18 protein-coding genes are annotated in these 21,994 nt (G+C 68.8%); 11 read left to right on the top strand and 7 right to left on the bottom strand.

Annotated elements, in window-relative coordinates:
* Positions 1 to 18: 18 nt before the first annotated feature.
* From RIE32_01020 to RIE32_01000, 5 genes are all read left to right on the top strand, one after another.
* Positions 19 to 1,329 (top strand): FG-GAP-like repeat-containing protein, encoded by a 1,311-nt coding sequence (locus tag RIE32_01020; GenBank protein MEQ9094824.1) that lies wholly within the window; start codon positions 19 to 21, stop codon positions 1,327 to 1,329.
* 77 nt (positions 1,330 to 1,406) lie between these two features.
* On the top strand, positions 1,407 to 2,783 hold the full coding sequence (locus tag RIE32_01015) for a GC-type dockerin domain-anchored protein (protein ID MEQ9094823.1): 1,377 nt from the start codon (positions 1,407 to 1,409) through the stop codon (positions 2,781 to 2,783).
* A 281-nt stretch (positions 2,784 to 3,064) separates the two neighbouring features.
* Positions 3,065 to 4,375, top strand: a complete 1,311-nt coding sequence (locus RIE32_01010) for an FG-GAP-like repeat-containing protein (GenBank protein MEQ9094822.1) — start codon at positions 3,065 to 3,067, stop codon at positions 4,373 to 4,375.
* Between the two features lie 15 nt (positions 4,376 to 4,390).
* Positions 4,391 to 4,780 (top strand): hypothetical protein, encoded by a 390-nt coding sequence (locus tag RIE32_01005; protein ID MEQ9094821.1) that lies wholly within the window; start codon positions 4,391 to 4,393, stop codon positions 4,778 to 4,780.
* A gap of 345 nt (positions 4,781 to 5,125) precedes the next feature.
* Positions 5,126 to 5,887, top strand: coding sequence for a hypothetical protein (locus RIE32_01000; protein MEQ9094820.1), 762 nt, complete (start codon positions 5,126 to 5,128; stop codon positions 5,885 to 5,887).
* Between the two features lie 8 nt (positions 5,888 to 5,895).
* On the opposite strand, the gene RIE32_00995 is transcribed toward RIE32_01000, so the two are convergent.
* Complete coding sequence (locus tag RIE32_00995) at positions 5,896 to 8,334, bottom strand: GC-type dockerin domain-anchored protein (protein ID MEQ9094819.1); 2,439 nt, start codon at positions 8,332 to 8,334, stop codon at positions 5,896 to 5,898.
* Between the two features lie 85 nt (positions 8,335 to 8,419).
* Between RIE32_00995 and RIE32_00990 the strand changes: the two genes are divergently transcribed.
* Positions 8,420 to 9,361, top strand: a complete 942-nt coding sequence (locus RIE32_00990; GenBank protein MEQ9094818.1) for an endonuclease/exonuclease/phosphatase family protein — start codon at positions 8,420 to 8,422, stop codon at positions 9,359 to 9,361.
* A 1-nt stretch (position 9,362) separates the two neighbouring features.
* Here RIE32_00990 and RIE32_00985 read toward each other — a convergent pair whose 3' ends face one another.
* Complete coding sequence (locus tag RIE32_00985) at positions 9,363 to 10,625, bottom strand: aminotransferase class I/II-fold pyridoxal phosphate-dependent enzyme (protein ID MEQ9094817.1); 1,263 nt, start codon at positions 10,623 to 10,625, stop codon at positions 9,363 to 9,365.
* Between the two features lie 44 nt (positions 10,626 to 10,669).
* A complete protein-coding gene (locus RIE32_00980) occupies positions 10,670 to 12,448 on the bottom strand; it encodes a hypothetical protein (protein ID MEQ9094816.1) in 1,779 nt (592 codons plus the stop codon).
* A gap of 61 nt (positions 12,449 to 12,509) precedes the next feature.
* Here RIE32_00980 and RIE32_00975 point away from each other — a divergent pair, with 61 nt between their 5' ends.
* Positions 12,510 to 13,775: a PQQ-binding-like beta-propeller repeat protein gene (locus RIE32_00975; GenBank protein ID MEQ9094815.1), complete on the top strand. Its 1,266-nt coding sequence runs from the start codon at positions 12,510 to 12,512 to the stop codon at positions 13,773 to 13,775.
* A 6-nt stretch (positions 13,776 to 13,781) separates the two neighbouring features.
* Positions 13,782 to 13,955 carry a GC-type dockerin domain-anchored protein gene (locus tag RIE32_00970; protein MEQ9094814.1) on the top strand — a complete coding sequence of 58 codons (174 nt, stop codon included), beginning with the start codon at positions 13,782 to 13,784 and terminating at the stop codon, positions 13,953 to 13,955.
* Position 13,956: 1 nt separating this feature from the next.
* Here RIE32_00970 and RIE32_00965 read toward each other — a convergent pair whose 3' ends face one another.
* Positions 13,957 to 15,048 (bottom strand): TIGR03032 family protein, encoded by a 1,092-nt coding sequence (locus tag RIE32_00965; GenBank protein ID MEQ9094813.1) that lies wholly within the window; start codon positions 15,046 to 15,048, stop codon positions 13,957 to 13,959.
* A gap of 97 nt (positions 15,049 to 15,145) precedes the next feature.
* On the opposite strand from RIE32_00965, the gene RIE32_00960 reads away from it, so the two are divergent.
* On the top strand, positions 15,146 to 16,765 hold the full coding sequence (locus RIE32_00960; GenBank protein MEQ9094812.1) for a cryptochrome/photolyase family protein: 1,620 nt from the start codon (positions 15,146 to 15,148) through the stop codon (positions 16,763 to 16,765).
* Between the two features lie 10 nt (positions 16,766 to 16,775).
* Complete coding sequence (gene phrB, locus RIE32_00955; GenBank protein ID MEQ9094811.1) at positions 16,776 to 18,206, top strand: deoxyribodipyrimidine photo-lyase; 1,431 nt, start codon at positions 16,776 to 16,778, stop codon at positions 18,204 to 18,206.
* Between the two features lie 19 nt (positions 18,207 to 18,225).
* On the opposite strand, the gene RIE32_00950 is transcribed toward phrB, so the two are convergent.
* Both RIE32_00950 and RIE32_00945 read right to left on the bottom strand, forming a co-directional pair.
* Positions 18,226 to 19,179 carry a type II secretion system protein gene (locus tag RIE32_00950; GenBank protein ID MEQ9094810.1) on the bottom strand — a complete coding sequence of 318 codons (954 nt, stop codon included), beginning with the start codon at positions 19,177 to 19,179 and terminating at the stop codon, positions 18,226 to 18,228.
* A gap of 188 nt (positions 19,180 to 19,367) precedes the next feature.
* Positions 19,368 to 20,396 (bottom strand): prepilin-type N-terminal cleavage/methylation domain-containing protein, encoded by a 1,029-nt coding sequence (locus RIE32_00945; GenBank protein ID MEQ9094809.1) that lies wholly within the window; start codon positions 20,394 to 20,396, stop codon positions 19,368 to 19,370.
* A gap of 469 nt (positions 20,397 to 20,865) precedes the next feature.
* On the opposite strand from RIE32_00945, the gene RIE32_00940 reads away from it, so the two are divergent.
* Positions 20,866 to 21,336 carry a RidA family protein gene (locus RIE32_00940; GenBank protein MEQ9094808.1) on the top strand — a complete coding sequence of 157 codons (471 nt, stop codon included), beginning with the start codon at positions 20,866 to 20,868 and terminating at the stop codon, positions 21,334 to 21,336.
* On the opposite strand, the gene fsa is transcribed toward RIE32_00940, so the two are convergent.
* Positions 21,333 to 21,977: a fructose-6-phosphate aldolase gene (gene fsa, locus RIE32_00935; protein MEQ9094807.1), complete on the bottom strand. Its 645-nt coding sequence runs from the start codon at positions 21,975 to 21,977 to the stop codon at positions 21,333 to 21,335. The two genes, RIE32_00940 and fsa, sit on opposite strands and share 4 nt — an antisense overlap.
* Between the last annotated feature and the right edge of the window lie 17 nt (positions 21,978 to 21,994).

Genomic DNA, 21,994 nt, shown 5'->3' with positions numbered 1-21,994 from the left:
CCCAAAGGAGACTCCGCAATGAACACCAAGCAACTGCTCCCCGCATCCATCGTGCTCGCGCTGGCGAGCGGCGCCCTCGCCCAGGACTGCCTGGGGCCAGATCTCTTCGGCGAGCCCATCGAGCACCCCGTGGTGATTCCGTGGCACGTAAGCGTGGGCGACCTCGACGGCGACGGCGCGCTCGACGTCGTGGCCGGGGGGTACTTCTCGCACCTGGTCATCCTGCCGGGCAACGGCGACGGCACGCTGGGCCCCGCCTTCGAGCCCGAGCCCGGCCTGCGCGGCGCCGACATGGCCATCGCCGACATGAACGGCGACGGCCTGGCCGACATCGTGACGGGCACGACCTTCGGCGTGGCGGTGCTCATCAACCGCGGCGCGCTGCGCTTCGATCCCGCGGTCATCTACACCACCGGCGTCGACCCGCTCCCGCTGGGCATCGCCGACTTCAACCACGATGGGTCGCCCGACCTGGTGGCGGCGAGCAGGGGCGACGACACGATCGCCGTGCTGCTCAACGACGGCGCGGGCGGGCTGGTCACCTCGCAGACCTTCGACGGCTTCACCGACATCGCGTGGACCGACCTGGCCGTGGGCGACATCAACCACGATGGCCACACCGACGTCTACGTGACCAAGGAAGTCCGCCGCCCGGTGGGCAAGGACGACGTGCTGCTCCTCGGTCGCGGCGACGGCACGTTCGACTTGGTCACGCCGCGCCGCTTCGCGAACGAGACCCACGCGGTGACCATCGCCGACGTCGATAGCGATGGACGCGACGACGTGGTGATCGGCGCTTACTCGGACGTCAGCGATCGCTCGCGGCTGTGGACCTTCGCATGGCAGGGGGGCGAGCTGGTGCAGTTCGGGGAGCGGTGGACCGCCGGCGACGGCTCGAGCCTGCGATCGGTGCTGGCCGCGGACGCGAACGGCGATGGCGTGGCCGAGCTCTTCACCGGCCTCTTCGACCTGGGCGAGGTCCGCATGGCCGTGCGCCAAACGGCCGACCCGCTGGTATACGAGCCGCCCGTGGGCTTCGGCGCGGGCGCGGGCCCCTCGGACTTGGCGATGGGCGACATGGACGGCGACGGCCGGCCCGACCTGATCGTCGCCAGCCGCTTCGATCAGTCCGTGAACGTGCTGCTGAACCGGTGCGCCCCGCCCTGCCAGGCCGACCTGGACGGCGACGGCGAGCTGACGATCTTCGACTTCCTGAGCTTCCAGAACCTGTTCGACGCCGGCGACCCGGCCGCCGACTTCGACGGCGACGGCTCGCTGACGATCTTCGACTTCCTGGCCTTCCAGAACGCCTTCGACGCGGGGTGCTGAGGCGGCCGAGTCCGGGAACCGTATTGCATGCCCGCGAGCATGATGTATACTCGCAGCACACAAGAGGGCCTGGATCGATGACCCCGAATTCCCCTGCACGCGTGCTGCTCGTAGCCGCCGGCCTGGCCCTGCTGGCCAGCACCACCGCTCGGGCCCAGTTCACGCCCGTCGAGCGCATCAGGCCGCCGCAGCCGGCCCCATTCGACGGCTTCGGGTCGGGCGTGGCGGTGCGGGGCGACCGTGTACTCGTCACCGCGCCGGCCGACGACGACATTGCGCCCGAGGCAGGGCTGGCGTTCCTCTACGACGCCGCCACCGGCACGCTCGTGCGCACGCTGGGCGAGCCGGGCCTGGTGGGCAGCGATCGCTACGGCGACGCCTGCGCGATGGGGCCCGCCGCGGCGATCGTGTCGGCGTGGGGCGGTGGCTCGGGCGGCGGGGCCATCTACCTGTACGACCCGGGCACCGGCAATCTTCTTGACGCCTACGCCCCCGTCGGTCTGGGCAGCGGCGATCGGTTCGGCTTCTCGCTGGACACCGACGGCGACCTGGCGATCGCAGGCGCACCCAATGCCGACGGCGTGTCCCCGGCGACCGGGGCGGCCATCCTGCTGGACGTCGGCGTGCCCCGGGCCGTCGCGCAGCTCGGCCGGCTGGGCGCCGTCGACGGCTCGCAGGGGGCCGGCTTTGGCTTCGCCGTCGCGTTGCACGGCGGGTACGCGCTCGTGGGCGCCCCCCGCGAGAGCGCCCTGGCGCCCTCGGCCGGCGCGGCCTACCTCTTCGACGTGTCCGACCCGCTGCGGCCCGCGCAGGTCGCCAGGCTCACCGCCAGCGACGCCGAGCCGTTCGACTTCTTCGGAAAGTCCGTGGCGCTGCACGGCACGGTCGCCGTCGTGGGCGCGCCCGACGCCGACCAGCCGGAGGTCAGCGGCGCGGGCGCGGCGTACATCTTCGATATCAGCGATCCCGCCAACCCGCAGGAGGTCGCCGTGCTGGGCGAGCCCGACGCGGGCGTGCTGGGCAACTTCGGGCTGTCGGTCGCCACCGATGGCGCCGCCGTGCTCGTGGGCGCACCGAACCACGACGGGGGCGCGCCCAACTCCGGCATCGTGTACGTCTACGACGCCGCCACGGGCGCGGCCACGGGCGCCATCGCCGCCGATGCGCCAAGCTTCGCGGCCGGCTTCGGCACGAGCCTGGACCTCACCGGCCGCGACCTGGCCGTCGGCGCCCCCCAGGCCGAGGTCGCCGGCGACCGCGCGGGCTCGGCGTACCTCTACGCCGCCGCGTGCCGCGCCGACCTGGACGGCGATGGCGAACCGACGATCTTTGATTTCCTTGCCTTCCAGAACCTCTTCGACGCGGGCGACCCGGCCGCCGACTTCGACGGCGACGGCAGCCTGACCCTGTTTGACTTCCTGGCCTTCCAGAACGCGTTCGACGCCGGGTGCTAGGACGCTGGCGGTTCGGGGGAGGGGTGCCGCGCCAGCACCCCCGCCGGCCGCGACGCTGATCTCAAGCGGGCGGACCGGCCAGGGGTCGACGCCCCGCCGGTGACGCTGGAAGAAAGCGTTGGCCGTCCGCCCGCGTTTTTGGTAGACCGGGCGGCCAGCAGAAGCCCAGAGCCGCCCGAAGCCAGAGGAGAGCCCCCTGCCGCAACCGGCCGCTCCCGAGGCGTTACAACGCTGATGCGGGGACGCGGTGTCCCACGCCGAATTCCGGGGAGGACCATGCCATGCAGTCGCTTCGCACAAGCACCGCCGCACGCACCACGCTCGCCATTGCCGCGACCACACTGGTCCCCGCCGTCGCGATCGGGCAGGCGTGCGGTCCCACGCAGATCTTCACGCCCCAGGCGGCGTACGGGGTGGGATCCGAACCGGTCTCGGTGGCGACGGGCGACCTCAACGGCGACGGCCTCGCCGACCTGGCCGTGGCCAACTTCGTGAGCCAGGACGTCAGCGTGCTGCTCAACGACGGCGATGGCGGCTTCGCGACCGAGGTGCGCTACGGCCCGCACGGGCTGCCCCGGTCCGTGGCGATCGGTGACCTCGACGGCGACGGCGACAATGACCTGGCCGTGGCCGACCAGGGGCTGAGCGCCGTGGCCGTGCTGCTCAACGACGGCGACGGCGCGTTCGCGGACGCCGTGCTCTACGACGCGGGCGAATGGGCCTATTCCGTCGCGATCGGCGACCTGGACGGCGATGGCGACGGCGACCTGGTCGTGACGAACGCGCGGAGGGACGACATCAGCATCCTGATGAACAACGGGGACGCCACCTTCGCGCCCGAGGTGCGGTACATCGTGGAACAGGGCCCCGTATCGGTCTGCATCGGCGACCTGGATGGCGACGGCGACGCCGACGTGGCGGTGGCCAACCGGACCCGCCTCTTCGACAGCGTGAGCGTGCTGCTGAACCGGGGGGACGGCACCCTCGCGTCCCCCGTGAACTATTTTGCGGGCCATGAGCCCCTTGGCCTGGCGATGGGCGACCTCGATGGCGACGGTGACGCCGACCTTGCCGCGGCCAATACCTCCGGGGACGGCACCATGGTGCTGCTCAACAACGGCGACGGCACGTTCGCGCCCGCCGTCTCGTACGGCCCGCGCATGGAGTCGCGGTCCGTGGCGATCGCCGATCTGGACCGCGACGGCGACAACGATCTGCTCGTGACGAACAGCGATCTGAGCCTTGGGCCGGGCGTCACCGCGCTGCTGAACGACGGCGGCGGCGTCTTCGATCGAGGCGTGGCCTACGACGCGGGGGGCTGGACCGGATCCGCCGCGGTCGATGATCTGGACGGCGACGGCGACCCCGATCTGGCCGTGACCAATGTCCGGAGCCGCAGCGTCGGCGTGCTGCTCAACCGCTGCGACTGCCCGGCCGACTTCGACGGCGACGGCGCGCTGACCGTCTTCGACTTCCTGGCGTTCCAGGACGCCTTCGACACGGGCGACATGATCGCCGACTTCGACGGCGACAGCATCCTGACCATCTTCGACCTGCTGGCCTTCCAGAACCGCTTCGACGCGGGCTGCTGACGCATCGCGCACCACATGGAAGTTCCTTCCCCCCCGCCACCGCCCACCCCGTCCACCACCCCCACCACCCCCACCACCCGCGTCCTCTTCGTGTGCGGCAAGAACAGGTGGCGCAGCCCCACCGCCGAGCAGGTCTTCGCCGGCAACCCCGACCACCCGGGCATCGAGTGCCTCTCGGCCGGCCTGAGCCCCGAATCGCCCACGCACGTCTCGGTCGAGCTGGTCCAGTGGGCCGACCTGATATTCGTGATGGAGCCGGTGCACAAGACCAAACTCGCCGCGCGCTTCCGCGACCACCTCGCAAATACGCGCGTGGTCTGCCTGAACATCCCCGACCGCTACCGCGAGATGGACCCGGCCCTCATCGAGCTGCTCGAGCGGCGCGTGCCGCCCCACCTGCGGTGAGCGGGGCCGCCCGCCGGCCGGGCCCGCGTCGCCACACGGCGCGAGCCGCCCGATCCACGGACCGCGTGGCCCGGGCCACCGCTCGGGCCGCTCGATCCGCGGTTTGGGCGGCCGGAACCAGGGTCCCAGCCGCTCGGAGCCGGGTTGGGCCGGGCGCGGCCGCGGTCCGATGCGCAAGAACCGCGGATCCGGGGGCGCATCGCGTGCAGCGACGGGTTTTTGCTCGAGCGGCGGGGCCGGGCGGCCGATGGATGGGGCATCGCCCCGCGAGCGGCGGGACCGCCACGAAGCAACCAGAACCGAGCGGCCCGGCCCGCGGGCACGCGCATCGAGAGGACCCCCGCCATGCCCCCCCGCTACCCCAAGGCCGACGGCCGCTTCCTCGCTTGGGCCCGCGTCATCACCCGCGTGTGGACCGGCTGGCAGCCCGGCGGCGGCTCGACCGGCGTGCCCGACATCGGCCTGAGCGACGAGCAGGCAAGCAGGGCGGCCGAACTCTTCGAGGCGGCCTACCAGGCCCACCTGCGCCAGCGCGAGGCGATGGTGCGGGCCCGCTCGGCCACGCGGGCCAAGCGGCTGGCCTTCGCCGAGTTCAAGAAGGCCCTGGGGGCCGACATCGCCACCATCACCGCCTACGCCAGCAGCACCGGCGACCCGGGCGTGTACGAGCGGGCCCGGCTGGACGCCCGCAAGACCGGCTCGCGGCGCACGCCGCGCGGGCCCGTCGCCCCGCGCGACCCGCGCCTGCGCTTCAACGTCGACGCCAGCGAGATGGTGCTGACCTGGGGCGGGCGCACGCGGCCGGGCACGGTCTACTCGATCCGGCGCCGGCTGGTGAGCGCGGCGGAACCGGCGGGACCAGCGGCCGCGGGCGCGGGCGCATCGCACGGCGCGGGCCCGAACCGGGGCTGGGCGTTCATCGCCGCCGTGAGCGAGCGCCGCTTCGTCGACACGACCATCCCCCCGGGCACGGCCGAGGTCACCTACCTGGTCAGCGCGACCAAGAACGGCCGGACGGTCCAGGGCTTCGCCGCCACCGCGCGCCTGCACGGCGGGCAATGGTGCGCGGCCGCGCCGCCCAGCGAACGAACTTCGCGAAGCGCGTAAGGGCCCGGCTATCCGCAGCCCGCCTGGAACGCGTTCTGGTACACGAGAAAGTCGAACAGCGTCAGCGCCCCATCGCCATCGAAGTCGGCCCGCGCATCGCCCGCATCGAAGAGCGTCTGGAACGCCAGGAAGTCCATCGCCGTCAGCTCGCCGTCGCCGTCCAGGTCGGCGGCGCACGGCGGGAGGACGCACCCGTAGCGCGCGATGCGGCTGGAGGCGTGGCCGCCGGCGCTGCTGAAGCGACCACCAGCAAAGAGGGCCGGGCCCGAGCCGTCGTCGTGGGCGTGCAGCGCGTAGACCCGTGGCGTCGAGCCATCCATGCCCGAGCCCAGCGGCCACCACGTGCGGCCGTCCCACCGGGCCACGTAATTGCCCGGCCCGCCGTACCTGCTGGAGAACCCACCACCGACGACCAGGTCCGGGCCGTTGCCTCCGCCCGCGTCGAACACGTGGGCGGCGTACGCGACGTTCGAGAGTCCCCCGCCGAGCGGCTCGAAGCGTGCACCATCCCAGCGGACCGCGCCGCTGGTCTCTGGCCGGCCAACCACGCCCAGCCTGCCGACGATGAAGAGCGCCGGCCCGCGGCCGTCGTCGTAGGTGGCCATGTCGAGGGCCTCGCCGTTCAAGGGCGTCGAGAGGTCCGACCACGCGCGCCCGTCCCACTTCAGCACGCAGTTGTTGGGCACGCCCGGAGGCGTGAAGTCGTCCCCGCCCGCGTACAACGCCGGGCCCTTACCGTCGTCGAAGACGTGCAGGCAGAAGACTTCCGCCGGAACGCCGCTGCCCACGGGCGTCCACGCTGATCCATCCCAGCGCGCGACGTGCTTGGCGGTGCGGCCATCGACGCGCAGGAAGTCGCCGCCGGCGTAGAGGGCCGGGCCCGAGCCGTCGTCGAAGACCGCCAGGGCGTTCACCAGCCCGTCGAAGCCCTCGCCCGTGCCCACCGCCGACCACGCCGCGCCGCCCCATCGCGCCACGCCCCGGGCGGGCTGGCCGCCGGCCGTGGCAAAGTAGCCGCCCGCGTAGAGCGCCGGGCCCGAGCCGTCGTCGAAGCTGGCCAGGGCGAGGGCGCCCGCGTCCAGCCCCTGGCCGAGCGCCGACCAGCGCAGGCCGTCCCACCGCGCCACGTGGTTGGCCCGCACGCCGCCGGCGAACTCGAAGAAGCCGCCGGCGTAGAGCGCTTGGCCCCCGCCGTCGTCGTGGGTGGTCAATACGCGCACCTCGCTATCCATGCCCGCGCCCCGTCCAGGGGCGGCCACCGGCGCCCAGGCGTCGCCGTCCCAGGTCGCCAGCGCGCCCACGAACGCGTCGCCGGCGGTCTCGAATCGACCGCCCACGAAGAGCTTCTCGCCCGAGCCATCGTCGTAGACCTCCATGGCGTCCACGCGCTCGTCCATCCTTGCGTCAAGCGTAATCCAGCGCTCGCCGTCCCACTTGGCTGCCGACTCGACGGGTTCGCCGGTGGACGCCAGTCGACCGCCCACGAAGAGCGCCGGGCCAGAGCCATCGTCGTAGACCCGCATGTCGAGGGCGACGCCGTCGAAGCCATCCTCCAGGCCCGACCAGGTGAAGCCATCCCACCGCGCCACGCCGCGCGCCGGGACGCCGCCAGCGTTCTGGAATCGCCCACCCACGAACAGCGCCGGGCCGCTACCGTCGTCATACACCGCCAGGGAGAAGGCGGTGTCGTCAAGCCCGATGCCACCGGGCCCTTCGAGCGGCTTCCACGACACGCCGTTCCACTTGGCGATGTGGTTCGCCACGCGGCCATCGCCCAGGATGCCGAATTCACCGGCCGCGAACAGGGCGGGGCCGGTGCCATCATCGAAGGCCACCATGGCGTGCACCTGAACGAAGTAGAGCCCCAGGCCGACGCCGACGGGGTTCCACCGGGATCCATCCCACCTCGCGACGCCCTTGAGCGAGTATGCCCCGCCGGTCGAGCGATTGAGGTTGCCACCGGCGTACAGCGCGGGACCCGAGCCATCGTCGTACACCGCCAGCGAGTCCACCGCCCCGAAGAAGCCCGCACCCACCGGCTCCCATGCGTCGCCGTCCCATCGCGCGATGTTCCTGACGTCACGGCCGCCGGCGCGATAGAAGTTGCCTCCAACGTACAGCTTCTCGCCCGTGCCGTCATCGAACGCGCACATGGCATAGGCAAAAAGGTCGGGCCCCGCGCCAAGGGATTCCCAATTCTGGCCGTCCCACCGCGCGATGTTGTTGGCCTCGATCGAGCCGACCGTATCGAAGTTGCCACAGATGTAGAGGGCCTGGCCCCGACCATCGTCCCACGTTGTTGCCGCATGGACGTCGCGATTCACCCCCGGCAGCCCGAAGACGCCCTCGGCCCACTGCGGGTCGCACGCCTGGCCCGGCGCGCGGACCGCCGAGGACAGGATCGCACAGGCCGCGACCACGAGCCATCGAGCGAATGGGATCGGCATCCCCCGGCGTGAACGTTCGGTGAACATTGATCCTCCCCTCGGTGCCCAGCATAACGCGATACGGGCAGATCGCATAGGCTGATTCATGAAACTTCTCGCGCTCTTCGCCGCCCTGCTGCTGGCCCTGGACGCCCATGGCGTCGCAGACCCCGGAAGTCCTCGCACCGCCGATGTTCCTACCGCCATTGGCGTCATGAGTTTCAACATCCGCTACGGCGCCGCCAGCGACGGGCCCAACCACTGGGACCATCGGCGCGAGGCGGTGATCGACCTGATCGATCGCCGGGGCGAGGAGTTCGTGGGGCTGCAGGAGGCGCTGCGGTTCCAGATCGACGAGGTTGTTTCGGGCGTGCCGCGGTACGCGTTCGTGGGTGTGGGGCGCGATGACGGGGTGGACGCGGGCGAGTTCTGCGCGATCCTGTACGACACGAACGCGTGGACGCCCGACCCCGAGCACGCCGGCACGTTCTGGCTGAGCGACACGCCCGGGGTCGTGGCCTCGAAGAACTGGGGCAACGGCATCACCCGCATCTGCACGTACGCCCGCTTCGAGCGGATCGGCCCGAAGAAGGACGACGGCGAGCCGAAGGCCGTGTGGATCTTCAACACGCACTTCGACCACCGCAGCCAGCCCTCGCGCGAGCGCAGCGCGGCCCTGGTCGCCCGGCGCATCGACGGCCGCGCGAACACGGGCGAGCCGGTCGTGCTCATGGGCGACTTCAACGCCGGCGAGAGCAACCCCGCCATCGCGTACCTGCGCGGCGAGGCGGACGTCCAGGGCGAGCGCACGCCCGCGCCGCTGGTCGACAGCTTTCGCGTGGCCAATCCCGACGCGACCGACGTGGGCACCTTCTGCGGCTTCGACCCGGCGAAGACCGGCGGCGAGAAGATCGACCACGTGTTCGTCGAGCCGGGCACGACGGTTTTGGAAGCCACGATCGTGCGGGATTCGGTGCCGGGGGAGACCGGTCGGGCGCCGTCGGACCACTTCCCGGTGACGGCGCGGGTGCGGTGGCCGGAGAACTGAGCTAGAGCTTCTTGAGCGCGTCGACGACCTGGTCCACGTGCCCCTTCGTGTGCGCCGCCGACAACTGCAGCCGCAGCCGGGCCGCGCCCTCGGGCACGACGGGGTAGCCAAAGCCGATCACGAAGACGCCCAGTTCCAGGAGCTTTTTGCTCATGGCGATGGCCTTGCTCGTCTCGCCCACGATGATCGGGCAGATGGCCGTGGGCGAGTCGATGACCTCGAAGCCCGCGCCGCCGATCTGCTGTCGCGCGTAGGCGGTGATGTCGCGCAGGGCCTGCACTCTCTCCGGCTCGCGCAGCACGATCTCGATGGCCTTGTTCGCGCTGCACGCGATCGTGCAGGGCAGGGCGTTGCTGAACAGCGTCGGCCGGCCGCGCTGGACGATGAGCTCCGTGCCGCGCTTGCTGCCGGCGATGAAGCCGCCCGCGCCGCCGCCCAGGCCCTTGCCCAGCGTGCCGGTGAAGAAGTCGACCTCGCCCAGGCTCGCATCGTGCCCATCCGCGCCGGGGCACATGTTGAAGTGCTCGTGGGTGCCGCGGCCGGTCGCGCCCATGACGCCGTGGGCGTGGCTGTCGTCGACCACCAGCATCGCGTCGAACTCGTCGCAGAGCTTCCGCAGCGCCGGCAGATCAGCGATGTCGCCCTCCATGCTGAACACGCCGTCGGTGACGACCCAGATCTGGCCGGTGACGTCGGGGTTGCTCCGCGCCGCTTCGAGCTTCTCGCGCAGGCTGTCCAGGTCGTTGTGCTTGTAGACGCCCTTATGGACGCCCTTCTTGATGACCGCGGCCAGGCGGATGCCATCGATGATGCACGCGTGGTTGAGCTCGTCGGACAGCAGCATGTCGCCCGGCTCGGCGAACGTGGGGTAGAGCGCCTCGTTGGCCGTCCAGCAGCTCACGAAGGTGTAGCTGCTTTCGGTCCCCATGTACTTCGCGATCGTGTTCTCGATCGTCTCGTGGCAATTGAACGTGCCGCAGATGAAGCGGACCGACGCCGTGCCCGCGCCGTACTTCCGCAGCCCCTCGATGCCCGCCTCGACCACTTCGGGGTGGTTGGCCAGGCCCAGATAGTTGTTCGAGCACATGCAGATGACTTCTTTGGATTTCCCAGAGCTATCACGCAGCATCACCGTCGGCCCCATCGGCCCGGTGAGCATCTGGAGGTGCTTGTACTGCCCGCCCTTTTCCAATTCGGCCAGGATCTGGTCGGTGCGGGCGTCGAAGGGGCGGGCAGTCTTGTTCACGGTGCTCGTCGCGGTCATGGGCGTCTCCTCGGTCTGCTCGGGCAGGATAGGGGCCCAGTCGCTCAGAGCCCCGCCACCGGCACGCCGTGCTTGGCCGAGTAGCCCTCGGCCATGGCCCGGATGGCGTTGTAGTTGCTGCTGCTGGAAAACGCCGCCGCCGCGCTGGGGCGTTCGACCCGCCGGAGCACGCCCCCGAGCAGTTCGGCGGCCTCGCGGTGCTTACCGGCGTCCTCGAGCATCTTCACCGCCCCGGCCACGGCGTAGCGCGACAGCCGCGTGTCGTTGAGCGAGGTGTCGATGACGTCCTGGTAGGCCAGGTACGCCCCGTGCTTGTCGCCGCGGTCGATGGCGTCGGCCGCCTGGGTCATGCGGATGCGGGCCCGCAGGTCCTTCTTGGTCTTCACGTGCTCGAGCACGCGCTCCCACGCGGCGATGCGGTCCAGCGGGTTGTCCATCGAGGCCACCATCGGCTCGAGCATGCCCACCATGAAGTGTTCGGCGCCCGCGTCCTCGCACAGGCGGATGATGACCTGCGACCAGCGCACGCGCTCGCCCCGGGTCATCGCCGGATCGGTCACGGCTTGCCGAACCAGGGCCCAGCCGCGCCGATCCGCGGGGTTCTGCCGCAGCGCGAGCTCGGCCAGATCCAGCACGCCCTCGCGGCCCGATCGCTCGCGGCCACGCCGTGGCCGGTCCATGTCCGCTGGTTGCACGCCAGCATTGAGAGCCTGCGCCGCGTCGATCCACGCGGCCGCGGCGAACCGCTGCCGCTCGCTGACGGTGGTCAGCTTGGCAAGCAAGCCAAGCTCGTCGTCGCCGATGGTTTTCTTCGTTTGTGGATCGAGCAGGTCGCCGCGGACGCCCTGGTACTCCTCGTACCGCCCGACGTCGAAGTTCCACGTTGCGCCCCGGCCCTTGGCCTCCAGGTATCCCACCCACGCGTGCCCCACCTCGCCACCGCGGCCGGTGACGTAGGCCGTGGGCACGCCGATGGCCTTGCCCACCGTGACGGCGTAGTGGCACTGGTCGGCGCACACCCCGCCGTAGCGGGCGATGTTCTGCACGCTGAAGCCCTTCTCGGTCACCTGCTTCGGCCGGCCGCTGCGCGCGTGCTCGTGGTCGTAGCTGATGTCGAAGAACCGCTCGCCAACCGCGCGGTCGCCGCGGTGCTTGTCGAGCGCCCATGCCAGTTCATCGATGCTCGCCGCCGCGTCGACCACGAAGACCAGCAACGCCGGCGGCACGCTGCGCACGCCGAAGAGCATCTGCCGCTCGTTGCTCGTGTAGTACTCGAAGAGCGCCGCAGGCCCGGGCGACATCGCCCGGTTCTCGTTGACGCGGCGGGAGAACGGCTCCTCGCCGTCATGCACGACGCAGAGGGCGGTGACGAGCGCTGGATATCGACCAACCTTCTCGTCGCCGAAGCGTTGCCGAAGCTCCCCCAGGACACGCAGCACGCCACCGGGCGCGTCGCCGCCGACCAGCGCAAACGCCAGCGTTCGGCCCGGCCCATCGCCGTTGGTGAGGTACGCCCACCACTCGGCACGCTCGCCCGCCGGGGCGGCCGCGGCCAACCCCGCGATCCGCCGGGTTGCGGCAACGTCGACCAGCACGCGCTCATCGCGCCTGGTTCCCCCCACCGCCATAGCGGCCAGCAGAGCGTCCAGGTCGCCCATCGTCTTGGCATGCAGTTCTTCGTCGGCCAGCACGTTGGGTACGCCCGCACGGATCTCGATTAAGCGCTGCGAGGCTTGCTCGGACAGCGGCGTCTGGGCATATGCGCCCGCCGCGAGCCCGAGCAGGGCCCAAACCCACACGATCCGCCAGAGTCCAACTCGCATCGTGACACCTCCGCTCGACTGGCCCAGCCACATCATTGCACGTTCTGGGCCGTTGGTTACCATGAGCAACCGCGAACTGCACGACGCGTATCGCACGCCGGAGGAGATCATGATGCCCCGAGTTATCCTTGCGCCCTTGTCGATCACGGTGGCCTCCGGCCTGGCGATGCCCGCCCTCGCCCAGGACTGGTCCAACTCGGGCGGCAACGCCCAGCGGAACGGCCAGACCTCGGAAGCTGGTCCGTCCTCACCCGATATCCTGTGGGAAGGCGGCCGAACGAGCCTCATCGCCTGGCAGCCGGTGATCGAGGGACGCCGCGTGTTCATAGTCCGCCAGGCGGCCTTCCCGCCCGAGAGCGACCGCAGCCCGGTCGTCGCGATGGACCTGGACACGGGCGACGAACTCTGGTTTCGCCACATCCCCGCCGACCCGGACCACTGGACCACCAGCGTGCTGGGCGTCATGGACGGACGCGTGTTCGCCACGCGCGCCGGCAATGGCTCGAGCGTCTCGGCCCCGGTCTACGCGCTCGACGCCGAGACCGGCGACACGTTCTGGGTCTCGGCCGAAGAAACCACCATCGGCTTCTACGACGGCGCGGTGTTCGCCGGCGATGGCGACCTGATCGCCGCCGACTTCCGGACCATCAAGCGCTTCGACGCCGAAACCGGCGCGCTCGTGTGGTCCGCCGACCGCTCCTGCTCGGTCAGCGGCACCTGCGGCGGAGCGATCTATAACGGCAAGGTCTACGTCATCGACGCCGCGCCCGGCGGGCACCGCGTCAAGCGGTTCGACCTGGCCACCGGCGCCTTCGAGGTCGAGAGCGAACTGATGCCCGGCTTTACGATCCAGACCACGCCCATGATCGGCCCCGACGGCACGATCTACGTCCAGCGCACGCAGAACAACCCCACCGTCGACTTCTTCTACGCCCTGGACGACAACGGCAGCGACATCTCCATCCGCTGGAGCGTCGAGGCGGGCTGGACGACCTCCAGCGAATTCACGATTGGCCCCGACGGCAGCGTGTACGCCATCGATCGCGATTACGCCATCATGCGGCTCGACCCGGCCACCGGCGATGTGCTGAGCACCAGCCCGCCCCTGGACGGCGGCGCGGGCGGAGCCCGCATGGCCAGCGATCGCGACGGCAACCTCTACGTCGTCAATGGCGAGTTCGCCACCGGCCGCGTGTTCAGCTTCTCCGCCGATCTGCAGGAGCGCTGGAGCGTGCCCGTTCGCAACGTCAACATCGGCGGCCCTGCCATCGGCGCCGACGGGACGCTGGTGATCGCCGGTGTCGGGTCAGACATCCGAGCGTTCTGAGGCCCCGTGGGCGACTGCCGGGCCGACTTCGACGGCGACGGGGAATTGACCATCTTCGACTTCCTCGCATTCCAGAATGCCTTCGATGCCGGCGATCTGGCCGCCGACTTCGACGAGGACGGCTCACTCACGATCTTCGACTTCCTGGCCTTCCAGAACGAGTTCGACGCGGGTTGCTAACTCAGGGCTCCTCGATCCGCAGCATCCGCCGGATCTCGTCGGTCTTGAAGCCAAGCAGCATCGGCCGCCGCACGCCGGGCAGCACGATGGCGTCGTACAGCTCGCGCACCACGCCCTCCAGCCGCAGCCAGTGATCGGTCGTGCCGGTCTCCAGGTTGATCACGTGCAACGCGCACCGGGCCTCGGCGTCCTTGGCCTTCAGGTTGTCCTGCAATGGCAGGCCCTCGAACGTCCGGTTCTCGCGTGCGGCCGAGAGGCCGACGACGGCGTGCTGGCCCTCGAACGTCAGCCCGCGCGCGAACCCAGGGCAGAAGGCAACCTCCTCGAACGACCCTCGCTCCAGGTCGACGTAGCCGAAGAACCCCGTGCCCGCGTTCACCAGCCACACCCGGCCCGGGTAGTCCGGGTGCATGCGCGGCGAGTGCGGCATGCTCAGCCCCTCGGCCACGATCTCGCTGGTGCGCACGTCGATCAGCACGCCCCCGCCGTGCCGCCGATCCCTCCAGCCGTCGGCCACGTCGCTCCTGCTGACCGCCGTGGCGTAAAGGGGCTCGCCGGTTGAAGGATCGGACGCTAGGCCATTCAGGTGGCAGCGGTCCTCGCCCACCGGCGCCTCAAGCGGTGCACTGATGAACGGAGGCGTCCACACCGGCTTGAAGCTGTGCGTCTGGCTCACCGTCGCAAGGCAATTAAACGCCGTGACACAGAACACCGGCGGCTTGCCCTTCGGCACCACGATGTCGTGCACGTCCACGTCGCCGGTCGTGTAGCCCATCGTCGGCACGTAGAGAGCGTCGTAGCCATCAGGCGTCGCCTGCCCCTTGGGCACGTAGTTCTCAAGCCGCCAGAGTTGGTAGAGCGAGGCCATCCACAGCGTCTGCCCATCGGCCGAGGCGTGTAGGCCCATGCAGCGGTTGAACGTCCGCTCGTACACGCTCAGCCGGCCGTTGGGCTGCACGCCGACGAGGAAGAGCTTGCCCGCTTGATACGTGCTCAGGCCGAGGCTCACCGACCGCGAAGCCATCCATTCGATCAGGTGTCGCGAGGCCGAGATGGCCAGTTCGGGCTTTTCCGCGGGTGCGTGGGCGTCCATGGCCCAGCATATCGCCTTCCCGAGGCCGATACGGGCAGACCCCAGCCGTCTCGACCGGGCCACCCCCGAACATCCATCGCCGTGGTACGCTCGTCACATGGCCTCCGCCTTCGACATGCAGCCCAGCGACGTCAGCGGCGCCGTTGGCACGCTGGCGGTCATCCTGGGCGACCAACTCGATCCGCGGAGCCCGGCCCTCCGCCGGCTCGATAAGAAGGCCGACGCCGTGCTCATGATGGAGGTCGATGAGGAAGCCTCCCTCGGCCCAAGCCACCGCCAACGGACGGCCGTCTTCTTCTCGGCCATGCGTCACTTCGCCCTCGGCCTGCACGATAAGGGCTATCGCGTTCGCTACACGCCCGTCGACCAGCGCGGCAACACCCACAGCCTGACGGGCGAGGTCAAGCGAGCCGCCAAGGCCCTCAAGCCCGACCGCATCGTCGTCGTCCATCCCGGCGACTGGCGCGTGTACGAAGCAGCCCAGGGCTGGCAAGACGCCACCGGCGTCGAGACCGAGATCCTCGACGACACGCACTTCACATGCACGCTCGAAGAATTCAACGATTGGGCCGACGGCCGCAAAGAACTCACGATGGAGTACTTCTATCGCGAGCGTCGCAAGGCGTTGGGCATCCTCGTCGACGGCGACGGCAAGCCCGAAGGCGGGCAATGGAACTACGACCACGACAACCGCAAGTCCTTCGGCAAGGGCGGGCCCGACGCGCCCCCGCCGCTTCGATTCGATCCCGACGAGGTCACCAAGGAAGTCATCGAACTGGTCAAGAAGCGCTACCCCGACGCCCCGGGCAACCTCGAGGACTTCGGATGGCCCGTCACGGGCTCGGACGCCAGGAAGGCCCTGGACCACTTTATCACGTACCGCCTGCGCGAGTTCGGCCCCTACGAAGACGCGATGTGGACGGGCCGACCGTGGCTCTACCACAGCCTCCTCAGCGTGCCGCTGAACCTGAAGCTGCTCGACCCCACCAAGTGCATCGACGCGGCGATCGAGGCATACGAAAAGGGAAGCGCACCGATCAACTCCGTCGAGGGGTTCGTCCGCCAGCTCATCGGCTGGCGCGAGTACATCCGGGGCGTCTACTGGCGCGAAGGCCCCGACTACCGCGACCGGAACTACCTCGACCAGCACGGCGACCTGCCCGATTTCTACTGGACCGGCAACACCGACATGCGCTGCATGAAGGAGTGCATCGACCCCGTCCTCGACTACGCCTGGATGCACCACATCCCCCGGCTCATGGTGACGGGCAACTTCGCCCTCATCGCCGGCGTGCATCCGCGCAAGATCGGCGACTGGTACTTCGGCATGTACGCCGACAGTGTCGATTGGGCCACCACGCCCAACACCATCGGCATGGCCATGTACGCCGACGGCACGGAAGAGGGCGGTCCGGTCGTCGCCACCAAGCCCTACGCCGGCAGCGCCAACTACATCAACAAGATGTCCAACTACTGCAAGAAGTGTCCCTACGACCACACCGCCCGCACGGGCGAAACCGACAAGGGCCAGGCCTGCCCCTTCAATACGTTCTACTGGGACTTTCTCATCCGCAACGAAGACCGCTTTGCCGGCAACAATCGCATGGCGCTGATCATGAAGAACGTCAAGAACATGCCCAGGGAAGAAAAGATCTCCATACGCGTCAGCGCCACCTCCGTGCGCAAGAAGTTCGGCATCGGCGACATCGAGAAGTGAGGCACGTCCCATGCGACCCATGATGTGGTTCCGCGCCGACCTGCGCACCCGCGACAACACCGCCCTGAGCGCCGCATGCACGGCCGCCTCCCAGGGCGTGCTCGCGGTCTTCACCATCTGCCCCAAGCAGTGGCGCGAGCACGACTGGGGTGACATGAAGGTCGACTTCTTGCGCCGAAACCTTGAGGAGCTGAGCGACGGGCTCAAGTCTCGCAACATCGCACTCAAGTTCATCGAGCGAGACTCGTTTGACGGCGTTGAGAAAGACCTGCTGAAGCTCGCCAAGGAGCACCACTGCACCGCGCTCTTCTTCAACGAGGAGTACGAGGCCAACGAACGCAAGCGTGACGCGGCCGTCGCCGCCGCGTTCGCCAAGGCCGGCCTGAGCGTCCGCAGCTTCCACGACCAGACCTGTGTCCCTCCTGGCGAGCTGCGCACGCAGGAAGACAAGCCCTACACCGTCTACTCGCCCTTCAAACGCAAGTGGTACCAGCACTTTAAGGACGGGCACGTGCCCAGGGCCCAGGGCCTTGCCAAGAAGCAGCCCGAGATGGTGTCGTCGTCCGATGCCGTGCCCGACAAACTCGGCGACTTCGACCCCAATGCCGGCCGACCCGACCTCTGGAAAGCCGGCGAGGACCACGCCCTTTCACGCCTGCGCAGCTTCATCAAGGATCGCCTGACCCCCTACAAGGAAGACCGCGACTACCCCGCCATCAACGGCACCAGCACCATCAGCCCGTACCTGGCGATCGGCGCCATCTCACCCCGCCAATGCATCGAGGCCGCGCTGGAGGCCAACAGCGGCAAGATCGACGGCGGAAGCAAGGGAGCCGTGCACTGGATGAGCGAGGTCATCTGGCGAGAGTTCTATCGCCAGATCCTGCTTGCCTTTCCACGCGTCAGCAAGCACCGGGCTTTCAACCCCAAGTACGATATCGACTGGCGAAACGACGACGAGGCCAAGGGCCAGTTCTCGGCCTGGTGCCAGGGCAAGACCGGCTACCCCATCGTCGATGCCGCCATGCGCCAGCTCAACCAGACCGGCTGGATGCACAACCGCTCGCGCATGGCCGTGGCGATGTTCCTCTCCAAGGACCTGCTCATTGACTGGCGCTGGGGCGAGAAGTACTTCATGCAGCACTTGGTCGACGGTGACCTCGCGAGCAACAACGGCGGCTGGCAATGGTCGGCCGCCACCGGCACCGATGCCGCCCCCTACTTCCGCATCTTCAACCCCATCAGCCAGAGCAAGAAGTTCGATCCCGATGGCGACTACATCCGCACGTTCGTCGACGAACTCTCAAGCGTCAAGGGCGACGAAATCCACGCTCCGTGGGAGCACGAGGGCCTGCTCGACGACACCGGCTACCCCGAGCGCATCGTCGACCACCACGAGGCGCGCGATCGAGCCCTGAAGGCCTTTAAGGTCGAGAGCTAAGAACGCCCGGGCGAGCCGGTCAGTCCCAGAACGGATCGACCACGAACTGCGAGCCCTCACGCCGCACGTTCTTGTACGCACGCAGGAAGGCATTCTCGCCCACGCCCACCCGCTGGTCGGGCTGGGCCGGCGTCCCACGCACGTCGTCCTCGTTCACGAACAGGTTGTCGGCCTGCGTGGGCTTGTCGTAGTCGCGGAACACGAACGTCAGCGTCTTCGGATCGGGCCGAAGCTCGTACACCACCCGCAGGTCGTTGTACGCGATGTTGCCCGACCACTCGTTCTTCCGGCCGTGGATCTGCAGCGTCTTGCTCTCCTTGCCGAAGAGCCCGGGCGCCAGGTACCAGTCGCCCGGATCGCCGCCATACGTCGGCCCGCGGTTGCCCAGCAGAGCCTGTCCGGACTCGTTCGTCGACGCCCAGATCTTCTCGCGATCGCCGAACGGCGCCGAGTGGGCATACGACGTGAAGCCGATCTGCCCGTCCAGCCGACGGACCGCGCCGCCCGCGCTGCCCGAACGCTCGCTCGGCACGCCCGCAAAGCCCGGATCGAACACGGCAAGCTCCGGATCGATCGCCGCCGAAGGAAACGCGTCTTCGTAGCCGCGATCGACCTCGATGCGGTTGCTCACCTCGGCCGGGCTCACCAGCAGATCGACCGGGATCAGCCCGTTGTAGATCATCAGCGACAGGATGTTGCCCGTGTTGTCCTTGATCTCGTCCTCGGTGGCCGCCACCGTCGCGTCGTTGCGATCCACCTGGCTGGGCCTGGGATACGTCTCGTCGTGCGACTGCGCCCACACGGCCATGCCCTGCGCAACGCCGCGAACCTGGGTGGCGTCCTTCACCTGACGCGCCACCAGCCGGGCCTGACCGAGCGCCGGCAGCAGGATGCCAATGAGCAGCGCGATGACCGCAATGACCACCAGCAACTCGATGAGCGTGAAAGCGCGACGGACCGTCAGTTGTGCCATGTGTCGTTCTCGTTGCACGAGCAAGCCCCCCTGTCCCGACCATCAACTTTACGGCCTGGGCCCGGCCTGGTTCCGATCCGTACCGGCGGCGCACGAAAAACGCCGCGGACCCAGGGGGCCCGTGGCGTCAGGAATCAAGCTGTCAGGCCGAGAATCTCGTACCTGAACGTCCGATCAGAAAATCGAACTTAGTCGACCCAACCGGTCACCGTGTAGGTGATGCCGGCGCGCTGGACCTCGCCGATCGGGCGGAGGAACGCGTTGTTCATGTCCAGGGCCTGCGTGCCACCGGTGCTGGTCGAGCGCATGATGTACTCGGTGCTGGAGGGCACGGTGCCGGCCTGCTGGCCGTTCTCGTCGTTCTCCGACACGAACAGGTTGTCCGGACGGGTGAAGGCGCTGCTCGAGCCGCCGCCGCTGCCCGTGAACGTGAAGGTCAGGTTCTCGGGGTCAGGACGGGTGTGGAACTCGACGTGCTGGTCGTTGTAACCCGTGTTGCCGGCCCAGGTGGTCTTCGAGCCGTGGATCAGCAGGGTCTTCGAGCGATCGCCGAAGTCGCTGTCCTCGACCAGGCGCCAGGTGCCGGTCTCGCCCGAGCCCTCGAGCTCGTAAGCCGGACCACGGTTGCCCAGGATGGCGTCGGTGGAGCTGAACGTGTTGCTCCAGATGCGGTTGCGGGCGCCGAAGTAGGGGACCTGGGCGTACGAGTTGTTGCTCAGGCCGTTGTACTCGGGCGGGTAGCTCACGCCGTCGTTGTCATCGAAGGGCGTGCCCTTGAAGGTCGGGTCCCACAGGGCCGACTCGGGAGTCTCAGCCTGCTGGGGGTTGGCGCTCTCGTAGTTCTCCTTCTGCTCGACGGCGCCGGCCTCGGCCGGGCTGACGGCGAGCTCAACGGGGAAGAACCCGTTGAAGATCAGCAGCGACAGGGCGTTGCCCGTGGTGTCCTTGCTGAAGTCGGGAGTCGTCGAGGGGCCGCCCAGGGTGTCGCCGTTGCGGTCGACGCGGCTGGGGATGGGGTACTGCTCCTGGTTGTTCTGGGCCCAGATGGCCATGGCCTGAACGATGCCACGGACCTGGGTCGAGTCCTTCAGCTGGCGGGCGGTGGCGCGAGCCTTGCCCAGGGCCGGCAGCAGGATGCCGATCAGCAGCGCGATGATCGCGATGACCACCAGCAGCTCGATCAGCGTGAACGCCTTGCGGTTCTTAATCGTCTTCATGGAACGTTGCTCCAAACTCTTCCGATTCACCCCGCGCACCAGAGCACGACGCAATCGGACATCATCAGCGATCCGCAATACCGTGCGGACCAGGCGGAGCCGAGTCATGCTTCATGCACCCGCCGACCCTGGTCTCGGCTATGCCAGGAGCGCCGCGCGAACGCGACACCTGGGCGGGGCTGACCGCCGGCGGCCTGATGATGGCCCCAATGGAGCCGGCCGGAGCGATCGTCAAGATGTCGGAAGAGTGGTCCAAGCGAGTGCTGATGACGTTGGGCGAGCGAAGTCGTCCCATCAGAACGGTGTTGCGTATACCCGCTTGCATCCCCTTCCCGCTACGCGTAGCGCGTACAGATTACTGGAATCGATTCGCCAGTCAAGCCCGCCGGTTGCGATCGGACCTGATTTCCATAAAAATCGGATCATTTTTACCCAATTAAATGCCTATCAAAAGCCCATGGGGTCAGAAATGCCAAGCACAACCCAAACCCTCAAGAACCTCGGCATCGACCTGCCCACGCCCCCGCCGGCCGTCGCCTCGTACGTCCCCGTTCGCGTCGACGCCACGCTGGCCTACGTGAGCGGGCAGCTCCCCTTCGTCGACGGTAAGCTCCCCCACACCGGCCTGGTGGGCGTCGACGTGGGCCTGGAGCAGGCCCAGGGCCTGGCACGCACCTGCGCGATCAACGCGCTGGCGGCCCTGCACGAATACGCCGGCGGGCTGGACAACATCGCCGGCATCGTGCGCCTGGGCATCTTCGTCGCCTGCGGGCCCGACTTCGCCGACCATCCCAAGGTGGGCAATGGCGCCAGCGAGCTGATGCAACAGGTCTTCGGCGACGCCGGCCGCCACGCCCGGGCGGCGGTGGGCTGCTCGTCGCTGCCGCTTGCGGCGCCCGTCGAGGTCGAGGTGCTCGCGCGCCTGCGCGATGCTGTTTAGCCGAACGCCTTCTTGTAATCGGCGAGGAATCGCTCGAGCCCCGAGTCGGTCAGCGGATGATTCATGACCTTGCCGATGACGTCGAAGGGCACCGTCGCCACGTCGGCCCCCACCATCGCGCACTGCAACAGGTGGTTGGGGTGGCGAATGGACGCCGCGAGGATCTTGGTGGCAAGCCCGTAGTTGTCGTAGATCTGGCGGATCTTGACGATCAGCTCCATGCCGTCCTCACCGATGTCGTCGATGCGGCCGATGAACGGGCTCACCAGATAGGCGCCCGCCTTGGCGACCATCAGCGCCTGGAGCGACTGGAAGCACAGCGTCATGTTCGTACGGATGCCCTCGTCGCTGAGCGCCTTGCATGCGCGCAGGCCGTCGACCGTGCTGGGCAGCTTCACCACGATGTTGTCGGCAATGCTCGCGCGATCCTTGCCCTCGGCCAGCATCTCCTCGAACTTAGTCGCGATGACCTCGGCCGATACCGGGCCAGACACGACCTCGCAGATGTCCTTCAGCCGCTTGCCGTAGTCCACGCCCTCCTTGGCGATGAGCGTGGGGTTGGTGGTCACGCCGTCGAGCACGCCCATGTCGTGGGCCTGGCGGATCTGGTCGAGGTTGGCCGTGTCGATGTAGAGTTCCACGCTGGCGATTCCTTCAA

It is taken from the genome of Phycisphaerales bacterium, from assembly GCA_040221175.1.
Classification (GTDB): domain Bacteria; phylum Planctomycetota; class Phycisphaerae; order Phycisphaerales; family UBA1924; genus JAHCJI01.
Note: the sequence above shows the minus strand (reverse complement) of the source record. Positions and strands in the feature narration are given on the sequence as shown.

Coding starts and splice junctions, on each gene's coding strand:
- RIE32_01020 (MEQ9094824.1), top strand. CDS start 19: ATGAACACCAAGCAACTGCTCCCCGCATCCATCGTGCTCGCGCTGGCG.
- RIE32_01015 (MEQ9094823.1), top strand. CDS start 1,407: ATGACCCCGAATTCCCCTGCACGCGTGCTGCTCGTAGCCGCCGGCCTG.
- RIE32_01010 (MEQ9094822.1), top strand. CDS start 3,065: ATGCAGTCGCTTCGCACAAGCACCGCCGCACGCACCACGCTCGCCATT.
- RIE32_01005 (MEQ9094821.1), top strand. CDS start 4,391: ATGGAAGTTCCTTCCCCCCCGCCACCGCCCACCCCGTCCACCACCCCC.
- RIE32_01000 (MEQ9094820.1), top strand. CDS start 5,126: ATGCCCCCCCGCTACCCCAAGGCCGACGGCCGCTTCCTCGCTTGGGCC.
- RIE32_00995 (MEQ9094819.1), bottom strand. CDS start 8,334: ATGCCGATCCCATTCGCTCGATGGCTCGTGGTCGCGGCCTGTGCGATC.
- RIE32_00990 (MEQ9094818.1), top strand. CDS start 8,420: ATGAAACTTCTCGCGCTCTTCGCCGCCCTGCTGCTGGCCCTGGACGCC.
- RIE32_00985 (MEQ9094817.1), bottom strand. CDS start 10,625: ATGACCGCGACGAGCACCGTGAACAAGACTGCCCGCCCCTTCGACGCC.
- RIE32_00980 (MEQ9094816.1), bottom strand. CDS start 12,448: ATGCGAGTTGGACTCTGGCGGATCGTGTGGGTTTGGGCCCTGCTCGGG.
- RIE32_00975 (MEQ9094815.1), top strand. CDS start 12,510: ATGAGCAACCGCGAACTGCACGACGCGTATCGCACGCCGGAGGAGATC.
- RIE32_00965 (MEQ9094813.1), bottom strand. CDS start 15,048: ATGGACGCCCACGCACCCGCGGAAAAGCCCGAACTGGCCATCTCGGCC.
- RIE32_00960 (MEQ9094812.1), top strand. CDS start 15,146: ATGGCCTCCGCCTTCGACATGCAGCCCAGCGACGTCAGCGGCGCCGTT.
- phrB (MEQ9094811.1), top strand. CDS start 16,776: ATGCGACCCATGATGTGGTTCCGCGCCGACCTGCGCACCCGCGACAAC.
- RIE32_00950 (MEQ9094810.1), bottom strand. CDS start 19,179: ATGGCACAACTGACGGTCCGTCGCGCTTTCACGCTCATCGAGTTGCTG.
- RIE32_00945 (MEQ9094809.1), bottom strand. CDS start 20,396: ATGAAGACGATTAAGAACCGCAAGGCGTTCACGCTGATCGAGCTGCTG.
- RIE32_00940 (MEQ9094808.1), top strand. CDS start 20,866: ATGCCAAGCACAACCCAAACCCTCAAGAACCTCGGCATCGACCTGCCC.